The 18,250-nt window shown below is 71.5% G+C and carries 18 protein-coding genes; 2 read left to right on the top strand and 16 right to left on the bottom strand.

The genetic code is table 11. The annotated features are described in order from the left end of the window. Positions 1-199: 199 nt before the first annotated feature. Together G7Z13_RS06520 and G7Z13_RS06525 are read left to right on the top strand one after the other, a co-directional pair. On the top strand, positions 200-1,051 hold the full coding sequence (locus tag G7Z13_RS06520) for a siderophore-interacting protein (RefSeq protein ID WP_165996913.1): 852 nt from the start codon (positions 200-202) through the stop codon (positions 1,049-1,051). Between the two features lie 90 nt (positions 1,052-1,141). After that, complete coding sequence (locus tag G7Z13_RS06525; protein ID WP_165996915.1) at positions 1,142-2,071, top strand: RluA family pseudouridine synthase; 930 nt, start codon at positions 1,142-1,144, stop codon at positions 2,069-2,071. Here G7Z13_RS06525 and G7Z13_RS06530 read toward each other — a convergent pair. The 16 genes from G7Z13_RS06530 to pafA form a co-directional block, all read right to left on the bottom strand. Then, a complete protein-coding gene (locus tag G7Z13_RS06530) occupies positions 2,065-3,585 on the bottom strand; it encodes a cytochrome P450 (protein WP_240926134.1) in 1,521 nt (506 codons plus the stop codon). The genes G7Z13_RS06525 and G7Z13_RS06530 overlap by 7 nt on opposite strands. A gap of 34 nt (positions 3,586-3,619) precedes the next feature. Further along, entirely contained in the window at positions 3,620-4,240 is a 621-nt protein-coding gene (locus G7Z13_RS06535; RefSeq protein ID WP_165996916.1) for an ATP/GTP-binding protein, read from the bottom strand. Next, a complete protein-coding gene (locus G7Z13_RS06540) occupies positions 4,221-4,616 on the bottom strand; it encodes a DUF742 domain-containing protein (RefSeq protein WP_165996918.1) in 396 nt (131 codons plus the stop codon). The genes G7Z13_RS06535 and G7Z13_RS06540 overlap by 20 nt, the downstream gene beginning before the upstream one ends. Beyond that, a complete protein-coding gene (locus G7Z13_RS06545; RefSeq protein WP_165996920.1) occupies positions 4,613-5,023 on the bottom strand; it encodes a roadblock/LC7 domain-containing protein in 411 nt (136 codons plus the stop codon). The genes G7Z13_RS06540 and G7Z13_RS06545 overlap by 4 nt, the downstream gene beginning before the upstream one ends. Continuing rightward, complete coding sequence (locus G7Z13_RS06550; protein WP_206313013.1) at positions 5,020-6,729, bottom strand: ATP-binding protein; 1,710 nt, start codon at positions 6,727-6,729, stop codon at positions 5,020-5,022. Before G7Z13_RS06550 ends, G7Z13_RS06545 begins: the two co-directional genes overlap by 4 nt. A 392-nt stretch (positions 6,730-7,121) precedes the next feature. Then, positions 7,122-9,974, bottom strand: coding sequence for a DEAD/DEAH box helicase (locus tag G7Z13_RS06555; RefSeq protein WP_165996923.1), 2,853 nt, complete (start codon positions 9,972-9,974; stop codon positions 7,122-7,124). A 40-nt stretch (positions 9,975-10,014) separates the two neighbouring features. Then, positions 10,015-10,905 carry a diacylglycerol kinase gene (locus G7Z13_RS06560; RefSeq protein ID WP_165996925.1) on the bottom strand — a complete coding sequence of 297 codons (891 nt, stop codon included), beginning with the start codon at positions 10,903-10,905 and terminating at the stop codon, positions 10,015-10,017. A gap of 31 nt (positions 10,906-10,936) precedes the next feature. Further along, the gene (tatC, locus tag G7Z13_RS06565; RefSeq protein WP_165996927.1) at positions 10,937-11,887 is read right to left on the bottom strand and encodes a twin-arginine translocase subunit TatC; all 951 of its coding nucleotides are present in this window, start codon (positions 11,885-11,887) and stop codon (positions 10,937-10,939) included. Between the two features lie 47 nt (positions 11,888-11,934). Then, on the bottom strand, positions 11,935-12,219 hold the full coding sequence (tatA, locus tag G7Z13_RS06570; RefSeq protein WP_165996929.1) for a Sec-independent protein translocase subunit TatA: 285 nt from the start codon (positions 12,217-12,219) through the stop codon (positions 11,935-11,937). 261 nt (positions 12,220-12,480) lie between these two features. Beyond that, a complete protein-coding gene (locus tag G7Z13_RS06575; RefSeq protein ID WP_165996931.1) occupies positions 12,481-12,675 on the bottom strand; it encodes a hypothetical protein in 195 nt (64 codons plus the stop codon). A 20-nt stretch (positions 12,676-12,695) separates the two neighbouring features. After that, entirely contained in the window at positions 12,696-12,986 is a 291-nt protein-coding gene (locus G7Z13_RS06580; RefSeq protein WP_165996933.1) for a hypothetical protein, read from the bottom strand. Next, on the bottom strand, positions 12,983-14,071 hold the full coding sequence (locus tag G7Z13_RS06585) for a WYL domain-containing protein (RefSeq protein ID WP_240926135.1): 1,089 nt from the start codon (positions 14,069-14,071) through the stop codon (positions 12,983-12,985). The genes G7Z13_RS06580 and G7Z13_RS06585 overlap by 4 nt, the downstream gene beginning before the upstream one ends. 19 nt (positions 14,072-14,090) lie before the next feature. Further along, positions 14,091-15,068, bottom strand: a complete 978-nt coding sequence (locus G7Z13_RS06590) for a WYL domain-containing protein (RefSeq protein WP_165996934.1) — start codon at positions 15,066-15,068, stop codon at positions 14,091-14,093. A 188-nt stretch (positions 15,069-15,256) separates the two neighbouring features. Beyond that, entirely contained in the window at positions 15,257-15,628 is a 372-nt protein-coding gene (locus G7Z13_RS06595) for an FKBP-type peptidyl-prolyl cis-trans isomerase (RefSeq protein ID WP_165996936.1), read from the bottom strand. A 122-nt stretch (positions 15,629-15,750) separates the two neighbouring features. Then, positions 15,751-16,752 carry an FKBP-type peptidyl-prolyl cis-trans isomerase gene (locus G7Z13_RS06600; RefSeq protein WP_165996938.1) on the bottom strand — a complete coding sequence of 334 codons (1,002 nt, stop codon included), beginning with the start codon at positions 16,750-16,752 and terminating at the stop codon, positions 15,751-15,753. A 131-nt stretch (positions 16,753-16,883) separates the two neighbouring features. Beyond that, positions 16,884-18,245, bottom strand: a complete 1,362-nt coding sequence (gene pafA, locus G7Z13_RS06605; protein WP_165996941.1) for a Pup--protein ligase — start codon at positions 18,243-18,245, stop codon at positions 16,884-16,886. Positions 18,246-18,250 lie beyond the last annotated feature (5 nt).

Raw genomic sequence — 18,250 nt, forward strand, 5'->3', positions numbered from 1 at the left:
ACCCGGACCCACGGCGGGGGTGCCGTACCCCGGGTCGCTCGCTCACCGGTCGGGCGGCGCTCGCGCGACGCTCCGCCCGCGCTCGGGGCGTGCTCGCGAGGGCCGACACGCGCTCGGAAATTGCCGAGCCGTGGTGTCGGCCACGAGGGGGGAGATGCTAACTTAGGCTTGCCTAAGTTCAGGGATCAGGGAGGCCGTCATGGCAGAACGTCCGGCCAGGAAGCCGCGGAAGGCCCACTCGGCCCAGGTCGTCCGCACGGAACGGCTCACCCCGCACATGCAGCGCGTGGTCCTCGGCGGCGACGGTCTCGCCGAGTTCGCCGCCGGCACGTGCACCGACCACTATGTGAAGCTGCTGTTCCCGCCGGCCGAGGGCATCACCTACCCCGAGCCGTTCGACCTGGACCGGATCCGCGAGGAGCTGCCCCGCGAGCAGTGGCCGGTGACCCGGACCTACACGGTGCGCGCCTGGGATGCCGAGGTGCGCGAGCTGACCTTGGACTTCGTGCTGCACGGCGACGCGGGCCTGGCGGGCCCGTGGGCGATGCGCGTGCGGCCGGGCGACACGATCCGGTTCCTCGGCCCCGGCGGCGCCTACGCCCCCGACCCCGGTGCCGACTGGCATCTGCTCGCCGGTGACGAGAGCGCGCTGCCCGCCATCGCCGCCTCCCTGGAGGCGCTGCCCGACGGCGCCCGGGTCCGCGCCTTCGTGGAGGTCGCCGGCCGCGAGGAGGAGCAGAAGATCGACTCCGACGCGGAGGTCGTGTGGCTGCACCGCGGCGACCGGCCCGTCGGCCAGGCCCTGGTCGAGGCCGTCCGCGCGCTCCGCTTCCCCGAGGGCCGCGTGCACGCCTTCGTGCACGGCGAGGCCGCCTGTGTGAAGGAGCTGCGCCGGCTGCTGCGCGTCGAGCACCACGTTCCGCGCGAGGACCTCTCCATCTCCGGCTACTGGCGCCTCGGGCACAACGAGGACGGCTGGCAGGCCTCCAAGCGCGAGTGGAACGCCCGCATCGAGGCCGAGCAGGAGGGCACGACACCGTCCGCCGCGTGACGTCGTTCACCGCGTGACCCCGCCCCCTCCCCCTCACCTGGTCCCCACCCCGGCACCCCTGTCTCGCGGACCCGCTTACGCTGGACGGCGATGAGACGCAGAAGTCGTGTTCCGGCGGCGCCGCTGCCCCAGTGCCGCGGGGTCGATCCGGTGCGGGTGCGGCTGCCCGTGGACGGGGCGTGGGACACCGTCCGGGAGCATCTGGTGGAGCGGCTGTCGGGCGCGGGCCCCGGCGTGGTCGACGAGATGTTCGACGCGGGGAAGATCGTCGGGGCGGACGGCACGGCGGTGGCGGCGGACGCGCCGTATGTGCCGGGGATGTTCGTGTGGTTCCACCGGGAGCTGCCCGATGAGGTCCCGGTGCCGTTCCCGCTGCGGATCGTGCACCGCGACGAGCACATCGTCGTCGTCGACAAGCCGCACTTCCTGGCCACCACCCCGCGCGGCAGCCATGTCGCCGAGACCGCGCTCGCCCGGCTCCGCCGTGAGCTGGGCGTGCCCACGCTCAGCGCCGCGCACCGGCTGGACCGGCTCACCGCCGGACTGGTGCTGTTCACCGTGCGGCCCGAGGAGCGCGGCGCGTACCAGACGCTGTTCCGGGACCGCCTGGTGCGCAAGGAGTACGAGGCGGTGGCGCCGTACGATCCGGCGCTCGCCCTGCCCCGGACCGTGCGCAGCCGGATCGTGAAGGAGCGCGGCTCGCTGACCGCCGTCGAGGTGCCGGGCGAGCCGAACGCGGTCAGCCGGATCGAGCTGATCGAACACCGGGACGGCCTCGGCCGGTACCGGCTGGTGCCCGCCACCGGGCAGACCCACCAGCTGCGGGTGCACATGAACGGGCTGGGGGTGCCGATCCTCGGCGATCCGCTCTACCCGGAGGTGACCGCCCCCGCCGCGCCCGGCGACTTCCGCGACCCGCTGCAACTGCTTGCGCGGGAGCTGGAGTTCACCGATCCGGTGACGGGGGCGGCGCACCGCTTCCGCAGTACGCGGACGCTCGCCGCCTGGCCCGGTCAGTAGCCGCGCCACCAGCGCAGGAAGCGCTGCAGGGTGCCCGACCCGGGCTCCGGGTCCGCCTCGGGCTCGTGTTCGGGCTCCGCGACGGCGGCGGCCGGCTCCGCGGGAGGCAGCTCCGCCGGAGGCGTCTCCTGGGAGGGCACCTTTGCCGGGGGCACCTCCAGCTCCGCGGGGAGCGGGTCCCAGACCGAGCCCCTCGGCGGGTTCGGGGTGTGGCTCGGCATCTGGTCGATGTCCTGCTGCGGCCTGGGCACGAACCGCACCGGCAGTTCGACCAGATGGCGGGAGGCGATGGACTCCCGCCACTCCAGCTCATCCTCCTCGCAGTCGAGCTGTACGTCCGGCAGCCGCCGCAGCACCGCGTCCACCCCGACGTCGGCGATGACCCGGCCGATGTTCTGGCCGGGGCACTCGTGCGGTCCGCCGCCGAAGGCGAGGTGCGACCGGTTGCCCATCATGCTGGCCTTCAGGTCCGGCCGGATCCGCGGGTCGATGTTGCCCGGCGCGGGCGCGAACAGCAGTCCGTCGCCCCTGCGGATCTGCCGCCCGCCCAGCTCGGTGTCCTGCTTGGCGAAGTAGGCGAACACCGTGCTGAACGGCGGCTCGTCCCACAGGGACTGCTCGACCGCCTGCGCCACGGTCATCTGGCCGCCGTTCAGCTGGGCCCGGAAGCCCGGGTGGGTGAGGACCATGCGCAGCGCGTTGGCGAGCAGGTTCGCCGTCGCCTCGTACGCGGCGATCAGCACCACCCGCAGGTGCTCGCGGATCTCCTCGTCGGTCAGCCCGGCCTCGTGGGTGACGAGCAGCCCGGCGATGTCCTGGGCGGGCTCGGCGCGCCGGCGCGCGGTGAGCCGGGCCAGGGCCTCCTGGATGTACGCGTTGCTCGCGATGGCGGTCTCGGTGCCCTTGAGCATGTCGCGGGCGCAGTGCACGATCCGGTGGTTGTACTCCTCCGGCATGCCCAGCAGGTCGCACATCACCGCCATCGGCAGATGCTCGGAGTACTGGTGGACCAGGTCCGCCTCGCCGCGCTCGCAGAACTCGTTGACCAGTGCCTGGGCGCGGCGGTAGATGGACCGGCGCATGATGCGGTGGTTGATGGGTGCCATGGCGCTGGTGACCGCGGAGCGCAGCCTGCGGTGCTCGTCGCCCTCCGCGTGGGAGCAGACGGGCTGCCAGGCGATGTGCGGCATCAGCGGGTGGTCGGGCTTGACCCGGCCGTCCAGGAGCGGGGTCCAGATCCGGCTGTCGCGGCTGAACACCGCGGGCGTGTTCACCATCCGCAGATTCTCCGCGTGACCGAGGACCACCCAGATCGGTACGTCGTCGTGGAGCAGCGCGGGCGCCACCGGGCCGTGCTCGGCGCGCAGTTCCTCGTACAGGGAGCGCAGGTCCAGCGGCTGGGGTCCGTACAGCCGGCGCAGCCCGCCGGACTGGAGTGCGTGCGCGGGACAGCCGGGGGGCGGGGCGGGCGGGAGGCCGTCCGTGCCGGTGGTGGTGGGGATGTCAGACGTCACGGTGGGTCGCTTTCCAGGCGTCTTGGGCCGGTCGTCACTTGAGCCGGCCGGTCAGGGCGAGGTTGTGCAGGAAGCGCATCAGCGTCATGAGGACGTCACGGCTGGAGGCGCGGCGGCGGGCGTCGCACTCGATGATCGGGATCTCCGGCTCCAGGTCGAGGGCGGTGCGCAGCTGCTCGACGGGGTAACGGGGCGCGTCGGGGAACGTGTTGACGGCCACCACGAACGGCACGCCCCGCTCCTCCAGGCGCCCCATCACATCGAAGCTGACCTGCAGGCGCCGGGTGTCGACGAGGACGACCGCGCCGAGCGCACCCTCGAACAGGCCGTTCCACAGGAACCAGAACCGCTCCTGGCCGGGGGTGCCGAACAGGTACAGCACCAGCTTGTCGGAGATGCTGATCCGGCCGAAGTCCATCGCCACGGTGGTGGCGGTCTTGGTGTCGGAGCCGAAGTTGTCGTCGACCCCGATACCGGCCTGGGTCATGGTCTCCTCGGTGGTCAGCGGCCGGATCTCGCTGACCGAACCGACCATGGTGGTCTTGCCGACGCCGAACCCGCCCACGATCACGATCTTCACCGCGGCCTGTGCCGTGTGCGGCAGCTGGTCCTCCGCGCGCGGGCCCGGGATGGTGTCAGAGCTTTTGAAGTCCATGCATCACCGCTTCGAGGAGGGAACGGTCGGGAAGCGCCTGGCGGACGATCGGGGCCCGCGCCTGCACCAGCCCGGCCGACAGCAGGTCGGCCAGCAGCGCGGAGACCACGCTGAACGGCAGCTGGAGGTAGGCCGACAGCTCCGCCCCGGAGAGCGGGGACTCGCACAGCCGGACCACCGCGGCCTGTTCGGGCGGCAGCGAGCTGGGGTCGTCGGTGCGCGCCACGATCAACGTGACCAGATCGATGTCGGCGGGTCCGCCGTCGCCCTCGCCGATCAGATAGAGCCGTTCGGGGTGCTTGCCCTCGTTCTCCTGCGGGGGTGCGGGCTGCGGTTCCTGCCGGGGGGTGCGCCTCTGGCGTCGCGGAGGAGTCATACGCTCCGCCCGTTCCGCCGGGGCGGACTGGTGAGGTGGGTGCCGAGGCGCACGATCAGGTCCCGCATCCGGCCGCTCATCAGCCCCGGTTCGGTGCGGACGTCGGAGAGCACGGCGATGTAGGCGTTGGGGCCGGCGTTCATCAGATAGAAGTAGCCGCCGTCGACCTCCATCAGCAGCAGCCGCATCTCGCCCTTCTCGCTGGCGTGGATCTCGCCGGTGATGGCGTGGGCGAGGCTCTGCATGCCGGCGCAGGCCGCGGCGACCCGGTCGGCGGCGTCGGGGTCGCCGCCGTAGCGCGCGATGCGCAGGCCGTCCGCCGACAGCACCACGATCATCTCGATGCCGAGCGTCCCGTCGACGAGGTCGCGGAGCATCCAGTCGATGTTTCCTTGCTGCTGGATCACGTGAGGTCCCCCTTGTCCTCGGTGTCGGCGTCGGCCTCGACGCCGGCGTCGGCGTCGGCCGGTCGGTGCTGGTTTTCCTTGAGCAGGTGCTGGTAGGCGGCCGGGTTGACGGTGAAGGCGGTCGGGTCACCCGGGTTGTCCTTCTTCAGCCCCTCGTAGAAGGCCTCGACCCACATGCCGGGCAGGGGCCGTTCCTTCTCCGGCTCCGGTTCGGGTTCCGGCTCCGGCTCCGGCTCGGGCTCGGGGTGCAGGGGTGCCCACGGGTTGTCCTTGATCTCCTGGGCGGCGGCCCGCTCGGCGGCTTCCTTGACGGCCTGGTCCCAGGCCGCCTCCTCGGCGATCCGCTGGCTGAACGAGGTCTTCACCCGGCTGCGGCGCTGCGGCAGCCCGTTCTCGGTCCACTCGGTGACGACGGGGATGTCGTCCTCGAGGGACACCCCGGCCGGGATGCGCGGGTTGGTGGGGCGGCGGATCTTCGGCTTGCGCTGGGGGCCTTCGAGGGCGTCCGGCGGACGCGGGGCGATGGACTGGGCGCCGATGCCGTGCGGCACGAGGCCGAACACACCGGGCTGGTCGGTCATCATGATCCGCGGCAGCACCAGCACGGCCCGCAGGCCTCCGTACGCCGATGAGCGCAGGGAGATCTGCATGTCGTACTCCGTGCACAGACGGCCGACGACGGCGAAGCCCACCCGCGGCAGGTCCTCGATGACCTCCAGGTCGGAGCCCTCCATGGCCATGGCCAGCAGGTCCTCGAGGCGGCCGCGGGACTCCTCGTTGAGCGGCGGGCCGCAGTCCTCGATCTCGATGGCCACGCCGTACTGCACCTCGTGCGCGGTGACGTGCACCTTGGTGGTCGGCGGCGAGTAGCGGGTGGCGTTGTCGAGGAGTTCGGCGAGGGCGTGGATGACCGGCTCGACGGAGACGCCCCGGATGTTGACCCGGGCGATCGACTTCAGCTCGATGCGCCGGTACTCGAGGATGCGGGACATGGCACCGCGCAGCACGCTGTAGAGCGCGACCGGCTGCGGCCACTGGCGTCCGGGCCGGCCGCCGCCGAGGACGGAGACCGAGTCGGCGAGGCGGCCGATCAGGGCGTTGCCGTGGTCGATGCGCAGCAGGTCCTGGAAGACCTCGTGGTTGGTGCCGTGGTCCTCCTCCATCTCGCGCAGTTCCTTGGCCTGCTGGTGGACGATGGCCTGGACGCGCTGGGCGACGTGCACGAAGGACTGCTGCGCGCCCTGGCGCCGGGTCACTTCGCTCTCGACCGTGTCCAGCACCCGGTACAGCAGGTCGGCCTGCGGTTTGCGCAGGTCGCGGAAGCCCGGCTCGAACTGCTCCAGGCGGGCGACCGCCTCATGGGTCCGCATGCCCTTGCGCAGCCACTTGACCGCCCGGGGCAGCACGTCCTTGGTCAACCGGTCGACCAGCAGGTCCTGTTCGGCCAGGCGCTGCTCCAGCAGGGCGGTGCGCCGGGCGTGGTCGGCCTGCTGGCGGCGCAGTGCCCGGCCGCGCCGGGCCGCCTCGGCCGCCGTCAGCACGACCAGCAGCGTGGCGATGCCGCCGCACAGTCCGACCGCGAGCCGGGCCGCGGGCGCGACCACGGCGACGGCGGCTCCGGTCGCCGCCGCCATCACTATGGCCGGCGGCAACAGCACGCGCGCGTAGGGATGTTCACGGCGCGGACGGGTTTGAACACTCACCATGTGGGCCCTCTGAAACGAATCGACTGGGTGTCGGGCGAGGTTGCGGGGGGAAGAGTCATGGAAACGTTGGGGTATAAACGACAAAAGGGAACAGACGCACGAATCAGCGCAACTCGGTGCGCTGCGGGCGAGCTTAGTCCGACCGGATCATCGGCGTGTCATATTCAGCAACCGCCTGAAGCGGGCTGCGGACACGGGGTACGCTCGACTCCATTTGCACAGCCCGAGTTCATTCGCATACGTGTGGTAACGGCGAACGGGCACACGAAAGCCGCCCACCCAGCGGGTGAACGGCTCACGTGACGGAACGACGACTCACTCAAGGGGCGCGGGGAACCGCGACCGGCCAGGACGCACCCGCACCCGCCCACGGCGGACTACCCCGCGGCGGACTACCCCACGGACGAGTAGGCGACGACGCCCCGCAGCAACCCCTCGACCGCCTTGCGCGCGGCCTTCGGCACGGTGGAGCCCTCCGCGGGAGCCGCCGCCTGGATCTGCCCCAGCACGTCGATCACCTGCTTGCACCACCGCACGAAGTCGCCCGCCGGCATCTCCGCCTCGCGCAGCACCTCGTCGAGACCCTTCCCGGAGGCCCACATGTACGCGGCCCAGGCGAAGCCGAGATCGGGCTCGCGCTGCCCGACGCCCTCGGTCTGACTGATGCGGTACTCCTCCTCCAGGGCGTCCAGCCGTCCCCAGATCCGCACCATCTCCCCCAGCGCGGCCTTCGCCTTGCCGGACGGCAGCTTCGGCGCGAGCGCGTCGTCGCCGACCCGCGCCTCGTACACCAACGCCGAGACGCACGCGGCGAGTTCGGCCGGCGCGAGGCCTTCCCAGACCCCGGCCCGCAGGCACTCGCTGGCCAGCAGGTCCAGCTCGCCGTAGAGCCGGGCGAGCCGCTTGCCGTGCGCGGTGACCTCGTCGTCGCGCAGGTAGTCCAGCTCGGTCAGCAGCGCCACGATCCGGTCGAAGGTCCGCGCGATGGTGTTTGTCCGGCCCTCGATGCGGCGCTCCAGCTGCTTGGTGTCCCGCAGCAGCCGGTGGTAACGCTCCGCCCAGCGGGCGTGGTCCTCGCGGTCGCTGCACCCGTGGCACGGATGCGCCCGCAGGGCCGCCCGCAGCCGGGCGATCTCCCGGTCGTCGGCGGCCTGGGAGCGGCGCCCCCGGTGCCGCTCCGGCTCGATGTGCCCGGCCTTGGTGCGCAGCGCCGACGCCAGGTCGCGCCGGGACTGCGGCGAGCGCGGGTTGAAGGACTTCGGGATCCGCATCCGCTCCAGCGGCTCGACCGGCACCGGGAAGTCGATCGCCGCGAGCCGCTTGACCTGCCGCTCGGCGGTGAGCACCAGCGGGCGCGGCCCGTCGTAGTGGTCGAAGCCGCGGTGGCCGTTGGAGCGTCCGGCGGGCAGGCCCGGGTCCAGCACCAGCGCCAGCCCGGCGTACTTGCCGGTCGGGACGTGGATGACGTCACCGGGCTTGAGCCGTTCCAGCGCGACCGCGGCCTCGGCGCGCCGCTGGGCGGCGCCCTGCCGGGCCAGCTCGGTCTCGCGGTCCTTCAGCTCCCGGCGCAGCCGCGCGTACTCCTCGAAGTCGCCGAGGTGGCAGGTCATGGAGGCCTTGTAGCCCTCCAGGCCCTCCTCGTTGCGCTGCACCTGGCGGGAGATGCCGACGACCGACTTGTCCGCCTGGAACTGGGCGAACGAGGTCTCCAGCAGCTCGCGCGAGCGGTGCCGCCCGAACTGCTCGACCAGGTTGACCGCCATGTTGTACGACGGCTTGAAGCTGGAGCGCAGCGGATACGTGCGGGTGCCCGCGAGTCCGGCCAGGTGCTCGGGGCTCATCCCGCGCTGCCAGAGCACCACCGCGTGGCCCTCGACGTCGATGCCGCGGCGGCCGGCCCGGCCGGTCAGCTGGGTGTACTCGCCGGGGGTGATGTCGGCGTGCTGCTCGCCGTTCCACTTGACGAGCTTCTCCAGGACCACCGACCGGGCGGGCATGTTGATGCCCAGCGCCAGCGTCTCGGTGGCGAAGACGGCCTTGACCAGACCGCGGACGAACAGCTCCTCGACGACCTCCTTGAAGGTCGGCAGCATGCCCGCGTGGTGGGCGGCGATACCGCGCTCCAGGCCCTCCAGCCACTCGTAGTACCCGAGGACGTGCAGGTCCTCGCGCGGGATGGAGGCGGTGCGCTCCTCGACGAGCGCCCGCACCCGGTGGCGCGCCTCCTCGTCGTTCAGCCGCAGCCCCGCGTACAGGCACTGCTGGACGGCGGCCTCGCAGGCGGCGCGGCTGAAGATGAAGGTGATGGCCGGAAGCAGGCCCTCGGCGTCCAGCCGCTCGATGACCTCGGGGCGGCTCGGCGTCCAGATCCGCGAGCGCTGGCGGCGCTCGCGCTCCCGGTCGGCCTCGCGCATCGCCCGGCCGCGCCGGCGGTCCGGGTACGACGGCCGGGTGGCCTCCATCCGCGCCATGCGGGTGAGGTCGGGGTTGACGGCCTTCTTGTGGCCCTCACCCTCCTCGAACAGGTCGTACATCCGGCGCCCGGCGAGCACGTGCTGGAACAGCGGCACGGGACGGTGCTCGGAGACGATCACCTCGGTGTCGCCGCGCACGGTGTCCAGCCAGTCGCCGAACTCCTCGGCGTTGGACACGGTCGCCGACAGCGACACCAGCGTCACGGACTCGGGCAGGTGGATGATCACCTCTTCCCAGACGGCGCCGCGGAAGCGGTCGGAGAGGTAGTGCACCTCGTCCATGACCACATAGCCGAGGCCCAGCAGGGTCTGCGAGCCGGCGTACAGCATGTTCCGCAGCACCTCGGTGGTCATCACGACCACCGGGGCGTCGGAGTTGACGCTGTTGTCGCCGGTGAGCAGGCCGACCTTCTCGGTGCCGTAGCGGCGGCACAGGTCGTTGTACTTCTGGTTCGACAGCGCCTTGATGGGGGTCGTGTAGAAGCACTTCTTGCCCTGCCGGAGGGCGAGGTGGACGGCGAACTCGCCCACGATCGTCTTGCCGGAGCCGGTGGGCGCCGCCACCAGCACGCCCTTCCCCGCCTCCAGCGCCTGGCAGGCCTCGATCTGGAAGGCGTCGAGGCCGAAGTCGTACATCTCGCGGAAGGACGCGAGCGCGGTGGCCTGCTCGGCTGCCCGCCTGCGGGCTGCCGCGTACCGCTCGGCCGGTGAGAGGTCCTGTGTCATCGTGCTTTCGAGCGTACCGGGCCGCACTGACAACAGGACGATCATTCTCCGGATCCGGGCCGGTGAATCCGGCGATAGAACCAGCTCAGGGGCGTATCACCCGGACCGCGGCGGGCACGCAGCGCGCGGTCAGCGGCAGCGGTCCGAGGGGCTCTCCGTCGGCGTACCCGGTGATGCCCGCGGCGGCGATCTCGATCTTCGCCGCCCGGTGCACGGTGACCTTGGGATGGTCGACGTGCCCGCCCCGGTACACGCTCGGGAACACCCGCAGCAGGGTCCGCCGCGAGCAGTCCCCGACCACGGTGATGTCGAACAGCCCGTCGGTGAGGTCGGCGCCGGGACAGATCCGCATCCCGCCGCCGTACGACGACCCGTTCCCGACCGCCACCAGCGTCGCCTCGACCTCCCGTACCGCGCCGTCGTCCAGGGTGATCCGGTAGGGGAAGGGCCGGAACGCGGCCAGCTCGGCGAGCATCGCCAGGTCGTACTTCAGGCGCCCGGCGGGCCGGCGCATCCGGTTGCCCCGGTCGTTGACCCGGGAGTCGAAGCCGGAGGCCAGTACGGTCCCGAACCAGCGGTTCCCCACCCGGCCGAGGTCGATGTCGTCCAGCCGGGAGCCCTTGAGGGCGCCGGCGATCAGCCGAGCCGCGGCGGCCGGGTCGCGCACGGGCAGTCCGAGCGCGCGGGCGAAGTCGTTGCCGGTGCCGACGGCGACCAGGCCGAGCGGGACGCGGGTGCCGGCGACGGCCTGGAGCGCCAGGCCCGCCATGCCGTCCCCGCCGACGGCGATCAGCGCGCCGGTGCCGTCCGCGACGGCGGCACGCGCGCGGGCGAGGGCGTCCCCGGCGTCCGTGCCGAGGACCGTCCGCACCGAGAATCCGGCCGCCCGCAGCGCGGAAGCGGCCGGCCGCGCCGCACCGGCGCCCCGGCCGCGGCCCGCGGTGGGGTTGACGAGGAGGGTGATCTCGCTGGTCACGCCAGTGACCCTACGAGCTGTGCCCCGGTCCTCAGGTCACGTCGTCATAACCGTTGACCCGGTCCCTGGTGGCCTGCTCGGGCAGCGCGGGGGCGGTCGCCACGGGTTCGACCTCGCCGATGTCCTCCGGGGTCAGATCCAGCTCGGAGGCCTCGTCGTCGGCCGGGCCCAGGGCCTCGCGGCGCCGCCGGCGGGCGTCGTTGACGAGGGAGAAGGCCACCGCCACGAAGTACAGCACCCAGATCGGTCCGGCGAGTCCCAGCATGGACACCGGGTCGGTGCTGGGCGTGGCGACGGCGGCGAAGACCGTGATGCCCATGATCATGCCGCGCCACCAGCCCGCCATCCGCTTGCCGGAGATGGCGCCGGTCAGGTTGAGCATGATCAGCAGCAGCGGCAGCTCGAAGGAGAGGCCGAAGACGACGACCATGCGGGTCACGAGGTCCAGCAGGTCGTCCAGGGGAAGCAGGTTGTCCACGTCGATGGGCGTGAACTCGATCAGCACCTGGGCGGTGGTGGGCAGCAGCTTGTAGGCGAAGAAGGCGCCGCCGAGGAAAAGCGGGAAGCCCGTGCCGACGAAGACGTACGCGTACTTCTTCTCGTGCCGGTGCAGACCGGGCGCGACGAACGCCCACAGTTGGTAGAGCCACACCGGCGCGGCCAGGACGACACCGGCCATCAGGGAGACCTTCAGCGCGAGCGTGAACGGTGTGAGCAGACCGTTGATCGTGATGTTCGCGCACGGATCGGCGTTGTCGCCGGCCTTCGCCAGTTCCTCGAAGGTCTGCTTGCAGCCGACCGACTTCAGGATCGGCTCGGTGAAGAAGTTGATGATGTCGTTGTAGAAGAAGGCGGCGACGACCGTGACCGCGACGATCGCCAGCAACGCCTTCGCGAGCCGGTTGCGTAGCTCACGGAGGTGCTCCGCGAGGGGCATCCGCCCCTCGGGATCCTTCTCCTTCTTGCGGGCAGACTTCAGCAACCCACGTTCCCATCTCGTGCGGCGGACCGGGAGTCACCGGCCCTGCGTCAGCGCTTGGTCGTGTCCGTCGGCTCGGTGACCGGACGGGAGCTGGACACGTCGCCGGGGGCGGCCTGGATGACGCGCTGAGCGGGGGGCTGCTCGTTGCCGGTGTGCGGCGGGTCGGCCGGCGCGGAGGTCTTGTCGTCCTCCTTCATCGCCTTGGCCTCGCTCTTGAGGATGCGCGCGGACTTGCCGAGCGAGCGGGCCATGTCCGGAAGCTTCTTGGCGCCGAACAGCAGGATGATGACGACGAGGATCAGAATGATCTCGGTAGGTCCGAGCCGTCCCATAAGTCTTTACCTTCTCACCGAGGCGGGTGGATGGGTGGCTGTCCGACCGGTCGGACAGGTGTCCGAGCGTCCGGGCCGACAGCGATCGTAACGCTCACGGGTAAACGTCCGGCAATCCCCGTGCGTACTCCCGGTCCGCGGTCCGGGCCTCGTTTTCCGGACCGCGACCGTCAGCGTACCTGCCGGGTGGGTCAGGTCGACAGGGCGAAGCGGCCCAAAGCACATCAACCGGCAGGACTCACAGGGGCCGCACCCCACACCTCACAGGGCGTCCGCGGAGCGGGCCGCGCTGACGGCGGCGCGCTCCAGGTCCTCGGCGGCGCGGTTGATCCGGCGGGCGGACTCCGTCACCTGCAAGCCGAGGCGCCGGGCCTCGACGAACACCCGTACGGCCAGCACGCCGAGGACGGCGAGACCCAGGAAACCCACAGCAACCGCGAACATCGGCCAGAACATGACGCCGAGCCTAGACCGTCTCAGACGGTGGAGTGGAGCCGCAGGGTCCGCACCCCGCCGCCGGTGAGCAGTTCGACGATCCGCTCCCCCGCCGGCTTGCGGACGGCCGCCCCGCACTCGGGACAGGTGAAGGAGTAGAACGTCGTACGGCTGCTGGCGCCGATGGCCAGCCGCAGGGCGCTCGCGGCGAGTTCGAAGCGGCCCCGGCAGTCCGGGCAGCCCGCCTTGAACACCACCGGGGTCACCGCGCGCATCCCGGCGAACGCCGAGGCCACCGACACACCCGGCGCACCGGCCGCCGACTCGCTCACCGTCCCTGCTCCTGCCTTTCGAACAGCCCGTGGTGGTCGCCCCCCGGCACCCGCTCCGCCTGCGCCGGTGCCGCGGTCCGGTCGTCGTACTCCCCCGGCGCCTCGGCCTCCTCGTACGCCGCCAGTGCCTCGCGGGCGGCGCGGCGGGCGCTCTCGGCCAGCTCGGCCGGGGCGACGATCCGGCCGTCGGCGCCCAGGCGCAGCGCGAGCCGGCGCAGCGAGGCCGGGTCGGGGGTGCGCAGGGTGATCCGCAGTCCGCCGTCGGCGAGCTCCTCGGCGCTGTCGTGCGGGTAGTACTCGGCGACCCAGCGGCCGGCCGGGCCGACCTCCACGATGACCTCGGGGTCCTCGGCGGCGGGCTGCACCAGGCCCTCCGACAGGTCGCGCAGTTCGATCTCGGGCGGCGCGGACGGCTCGTCGAGGATCCTGATCTCGGCGACCCGGTCGAGCCGGAAGGTGCGGCGCGCCTCGGAGCGGCGGCACCAGGCCTCCACATAGGTGTGGCCGACGCTGACCAGCCGGATCGGGTCGATCTCGCGCTCGGTGACCTCGTCGCGGGCCGGCGAGTAGTAGCGGATCCACAGGCGGCGGCGCTCGGAGATGGCGCGGTCGACGTCGGCGAAGACGCCGCCCTCGGACTCGAAGGTGACCGAGAGGCGGGAGCTGGCGCCCGCCGCCTCGCCGGCCGCGGTCTCCACCTTGGCGGTGGCGCGCAGCAGCGCCTGCCGGTCGCTCTCGCGCAGCCCCGGCAGGGTGGCCACCGCGCGGGCGGCGACCAGCAGCGCGGTCGCCTCGTCCGCGGCGAGCCGCAGCGGCTCGGCCGCCTCGGCGCCGAGCGCGGCGGGGTTGTGCCACCAGATGCGCTCGCCGTCGGTGTCGATGTCGAGCAGATCGCCGCCGCGGAAGCTGGTGCCGCACATGGGCAGCACGTCGAGGTCGGAGACCAGCTCCTCCTCGGTGATGCCGAAGGCCCGGGCGACGTCCTCGATCCGGGCGCCGGGGCGCTCCTTGAGGTACGTCACCAGGGAGAGCATCCGTCTGGTCTGGTCGATGGCGTTCACGGGCCTGACCGGTTTGCCTGCCACTTGTCTGTCCCGCTTCCCCTTAGCCCTTGGCGACGGCACGCAGCCGTTCCACCACGTCGGCGCGCAGCTCGGCGGGTTCGAGGACCACCACGTCCGGCCCGAACTCCACCAGCCAGGCGTCCAGTCCGTGCCCGTACGGAATCTCCAACTCGTCCCAGCCGTCGCCGAGTTCCCGCACGGCGGTGGCCTTCGCCCGCAGGGGGTACCCGGCGCCGGCGCGCAGCCGGATGCGGGCGCTGCGGTCGGCGATCTCGCCCGCCCAGCCGGCGACGGTCTCGCGGACGGTGACGACGTCGGGCACCGGCGCGGTGAAGCGGCCGCCGCGCGAGCGCACCTTGCCGGTGATCCGCGACAGCCGGAAGACCCGCTCGGCGCCCCGGTCGCGGTCCCAGCCCGCGAGGTACCAGTGGCCGCGCCAGCACTCCAGGGCCCACGGCTCGACGTGCCGGGTCTCGGGGCGGGCGGCGGTCGCCTTGCGGTACTCGAACATCACGGGGCGGCGGTCGCGGCAGGCGAGCATCAGCGGCTCGAAGGCGGCCTCGTGCACGGGGATGCGCGGCTCCAGGGCGCCGTGCGCCTCGTAGGGGTCCACGTCCTCGGGCAGTCCGGCCGCGCGCAGCTTCTGCAGGGCGCCGCTGGCCGCGCCGGCCAGCCGGGCCTGCTGCCAGACCTTGGCGGCGAGGCCGAGGGCGGCGGCCTCCTCGGCGTCGAGGGTGATGGGCGGGAGGCGGTTGCTGTCGCGGCGGGCCAGGTAGCCGACCTCGCCGTCCAGGTTCTCGACGGTCTCGATGACGAGCCCGAGCTCGCGCAGGTCGTCCTTGTCCCGCTCGAACATGCGGTTGAAGGAGTCCTCGGACCCCGTGGCACCGTTCTCCGGCCCGAAGGCCTCGACGTACGCCTCGATGGACTCGCGCAGCTCACGCTTGCTGAGCGGCCGCCGCGTCCCGAGCAGACACAGCGCGAGGTTCATCAGCCGCTCGGCCTTGGCAATGGCCATCGACGCCCTTCGCCTTCCCTATGGTGCTTCCGACCGATGACCGTACCGCTCCGCGGTGCCCGGGCAAAAGCCGAGGGCCCATGCCCGGACAGGCATGGGCCCCGGATGATCGGAACCGATCGGATACCGCACGCGGTGCGGACGACGATCGGAACGTCTCGTGATCTTTTGCGACTCCGGTCCGGCGGTCAGACCGCGAGGAGGTCGACCACGAAGATCAGGGTCTCGCCGGGCTTGATCGCCGGGGTCGGGCTCTGGTTGCCGTAGGCGAGGTGGGCGGGGATGGTCAGCTGGCGGCGGCCGCCGACCTTCATGCCCTGCACGCCCAGGTCCCAGCCCTTGATGACCCGGCCGCCGCCCAGCGGGAAGCGGAACGGCGTGCCCCGGTTCCAGCTCGCGTCGAACTCCTCGCCGGTGCTGAAGGCGACACCCACGTAGTGCACGGTGACGGTCTGACCGGCCTTGGCCTCGGGACCGTCGCCCTCCCAGATGTCCTTGATCTCCAGGTCCGCCGGGGGCTCGCCGCCCGGGAAGTCGATCTCGGGCTTCTCGATGCTCACGTCTTCAGACTCCTGCGTGTGTACGACAAGTAACGCGCCCAGTCTTTCATCCCGCCCGGCGCGGCGCGTGACCAGCCACTCCGGCGAAGGCCGTGCCGGGCGCCGAGCCGGGGAGGCGGCGCTCACATCTTGGCGAGGATGTCCACCGTGAACACCAGCGTCGCGCCCTTGGCGATGCCGCTGCCGCTCGGCGGGTTGTCGCCGTAGCCCAGGTCCGGCGGGATCACGATCACGACGCGGCTGCCGACCTTCTTGCCGGTCAGCCCCTGGGACCAGCCCTTGACGACCTGCTGGAGCGAGAACGAGGTGAGGGCCTTGCGGCCGTACGTCGAGTCGAACTCCTTGCCGGTGTCCCACTGCACGCCCTTGTACTGCACGAGGACGCTGTCCTTGGCGCCGACCTCGGCGCCGTCGCCCTCCAGGACGTAGTTCGCCACGAGCTTCTTCGGCGGGTCGCTCTTCGGGATCTCGATGGACGGCGCCTTGCCGTCCGTGTTCGTCCCAACCTTCGGCACGGCCGCGTCGTCCTGCGCGGCCTCCTTGCCCTTGGCGGAGCTCTTGGCGTTGAACGTGCCCTGGAGGTCCACGACGAACACCAGGGTGTCGGTGCCCTTGATGCCCGCCTGGGGCTGGCCCTGCTCGCCGTACCCCCAGGCCGGGGGGACCGAGAACTCAACCCGGCTGCCGAGCTTCTTCCCGGCCAGCGCATGGCGCCAGCCGTCGATGATGCTGCCCTGGGCCAGCTGGATCACCAGCGGCGTCTTGCGGTCGTAGGAGTTGTCGAACACCTTCGCGGTGTCCCAGATCTGGCCGAGGTAGTGGGCCTGGACGTAGTCGCCCTCGGCGACGGGCTGGCCGCCGCCCGCGATGACGGTCTTCACCGCGAGATCCTTCGACGGCGCGCCGCCGCCCTTGGCGATCGTCGGCTTCTCGTCGAACTTCGTCCCCGCGGTGATCGCCGGCAGCGGGCCGTCGACGATCTTCGGCGAGGGCGCGGCGGACGTGGCACCGCCCGTCGGCGAGGCACTGTCACTGGCCTTGCTCGAGTCGGCCTTGTCGTCGCCGCATCCGGCGAGTGTGACGAGTCCGGCGGGAACGGCGATCATGAGTGAGCGTCGGCGCACGATGGGGGCCTCGTAATCGGTCGATCTTGTGGATGGCGTGCGCGCAACTCTACGGCGTGAGAAGGGCGCCGTACGGGTAACGTACGGCGCCCGTGTGGCGTTCCGGCATGAAGTGCGGAATACGCCGCGGCTCACATTCCGGCGATCAGCTTCTCCACCCGGTCGTCCACCGAACGGAACGGGTCCTTGCACAACACGGTGCGCTGGGCCTGGTCGTTGAGCTTCAGGTGCACCCAGTCGACGGTGAAGTCCCGGCGCTGTTCCTGCGCGCGCCGGATGAAGTCGCCGCGCAGCCGGGCCCGTGTGGTCTGCGGCGGGACCGACTTGCCCTCGAAGATCTTCAAGTCGTTGCAGATCCGGGCGGCTTGGCCCTTCTTCTCCAGCAGGTAGTACAGGCCACGACGGCGGTGGATGTCGTGGTAGGCGAGGTCTATCTGGGCGACCCGCGGATGCGACATGGTCATGTTGTGCTTGGCCCGGTAGCGCTCGATGAGCTTGTACTTCATGACCCAGTCGATCTCGGTGTCGATCCGGTCCAGGTCCTCGGTCTCGATCGCCTCCAGGGTGCGGCCCCACAGCTCCAGCACCCGCTCGACGGTGCCGGTGCGGATGCCGCGCCGCTCGCAGAAGTCCAGCGCCTTCTCGTAGTACTCGCGCTGCACCTCCAGGGCGGAGGCCTCCCGGCCGCTGGCCAGGCGCACCTTGCGGCGGCCGGTGATGTCGTGGCTGACCTCGCGGATCGCCCGGATCGGGTTCTCCAGGGTCAGGTCGCGCATCACCGTGCCCGCCTCGATCATGCGCAGCACCAGGTCGGTGGCGCCGACCTTGAGCAGCATGGTCGTCTCGGACATGTTGGAGTCGCCCACGATGACGTGCAGCCGGCGGTAGCGCTCGGCGTCCGCGTGCGGCTCGTCGCGGGTGTTGATGATCGGCCGGGAGCGGGTCGTCGCCGACGAGACGCCCTCCCAGATGTGCTCGGCGCGCTGGCTCACGCAGTACACCGCACCGCGCGGGGTCTGCAGCACCTTGCCCGCGCCGCACAGCAGCTGCCGGGTGACGAGGAACGGGATGAGGATGTCCGCGAGCCGCGAGAACTCCCCGTGCCGGGCCACCAGGTAGTTCTCGTGGCAGCCGTAGGAGTTGCCCGCCGAGTCGGTGTTGTTCTTGAAGAGGTAGACGTCGCCCGCGATTCCCTCCTCGTGCAGGCGTCGTTCCGCGTCCACCAGGAGTCCTTCGAGAATGCGCTCGCCGGCCTTGTCGTGGGTGACCAGTTCGATCACGTTGTCACATTCGGGTGTCGCGTATTCCGGATGAGAGCCCACGTCAAGATAGAGGCGGGCGCCGTTGCGCAGAAACACATTGCTGCTGCGGCCCCATGACACGACACGGCGGAAGAGGTACCGCGCCACCTCGTCAGGCGACAGACGGCGCTGTCCCCTGAACGTGCACGTGACGCCGTACTCGTTCTCCAGCCCGAAAATGCGGCGGTCCATGACTG

Origin of the sequence: Streptomyces sp. JB150, assembly GCF_011193355.1 — a bacterium.
Taxonomy (GTDB): domain Bacteria; phylum Actinomycetota; class Actinomycetes; order Streptomycetales; family Streptomycetaceae; genus Streptomyces.

What these genes read in the sequence shown, in the direction of transcription:
- G7Z13_RS06520 (WP_165996913.1), top strand. Translation starts at nt 200, where the DNA reads ATGGCAGAACGTCCGGCCAGGAAGCCGCGGAAGGCCCACTCGGCCCAG.
- G7Z13_RS06525 (WP_165996915.1), top strand. Translation starts at nt 1,142, where the DNA reads ATGAGACGCAGAAGTCGTGTTCCGGCGGCGCCGCTGCCCCAGTGCCGC.
- G7Z13_RS06535 (WP_165996916.1), bottom strand. Translation starts at nt 4,240, where the DNA reads ATGGACTTCAAAAGCTCTGACACCATCCCGGGCCCGCGCGCGGAGGAC.
- G7Z13_RS06540 (WP_165996918.1), bottom strand. Translation starts at nt 4,616, where the DNA reads ATGACTCCTCCGCGACGCCAGAGGCGCACCCCCCGGCAGGAACCGCAG.
- G7Z13_RS06550 (WP_206313013.1), bottom strand. Translation starts at nt 6,729, where the DNA reads ATGGTGAGTGTTCAAACCCGTCCGCGCCGTGAACATCCCTACGCGCGC.
- G7Z13_RS06555 (WP_165996923.1), bottom strand. Translation starts at nt 9,974, where the DNA reads ATGATCGTCCTGTTGTCAGTGCGGCCCGGTACGCTCGAAAGCACGATG.
- tatA (WP_165996929.1), bottom strand. Translation starts at nt 12,219, where the DNA reads ATGGGACGGCTCGGACCTACCGAGATCATTCTGATCCTCGTCGTCATC.
- G7Z13_RS06575 (WP_165996931.1), bottom strand. Translation starts at nt 12,675, where the DNA reads ATGTTCTGGCCGATGTTCGCGGTTGCTGTGGGTTTCCTGGGTCTCGCC.
- G7Z13_RS06590 (WP_165996934.1), bottom strand. Translation starts at nt 15,068, where the DNA reads ATGGCCATTGCCAAGGCCGAGCGGCTGATGAACCTCGCGCTGTGTCTG.
- pafA (WP_165996941.1), bottom strand. Translation starts at nt 18,245, where the DNA reads ATGGACCGCCGCATTTTCGGGCTGGAGAACGAGTACGGCGTCACGTGC.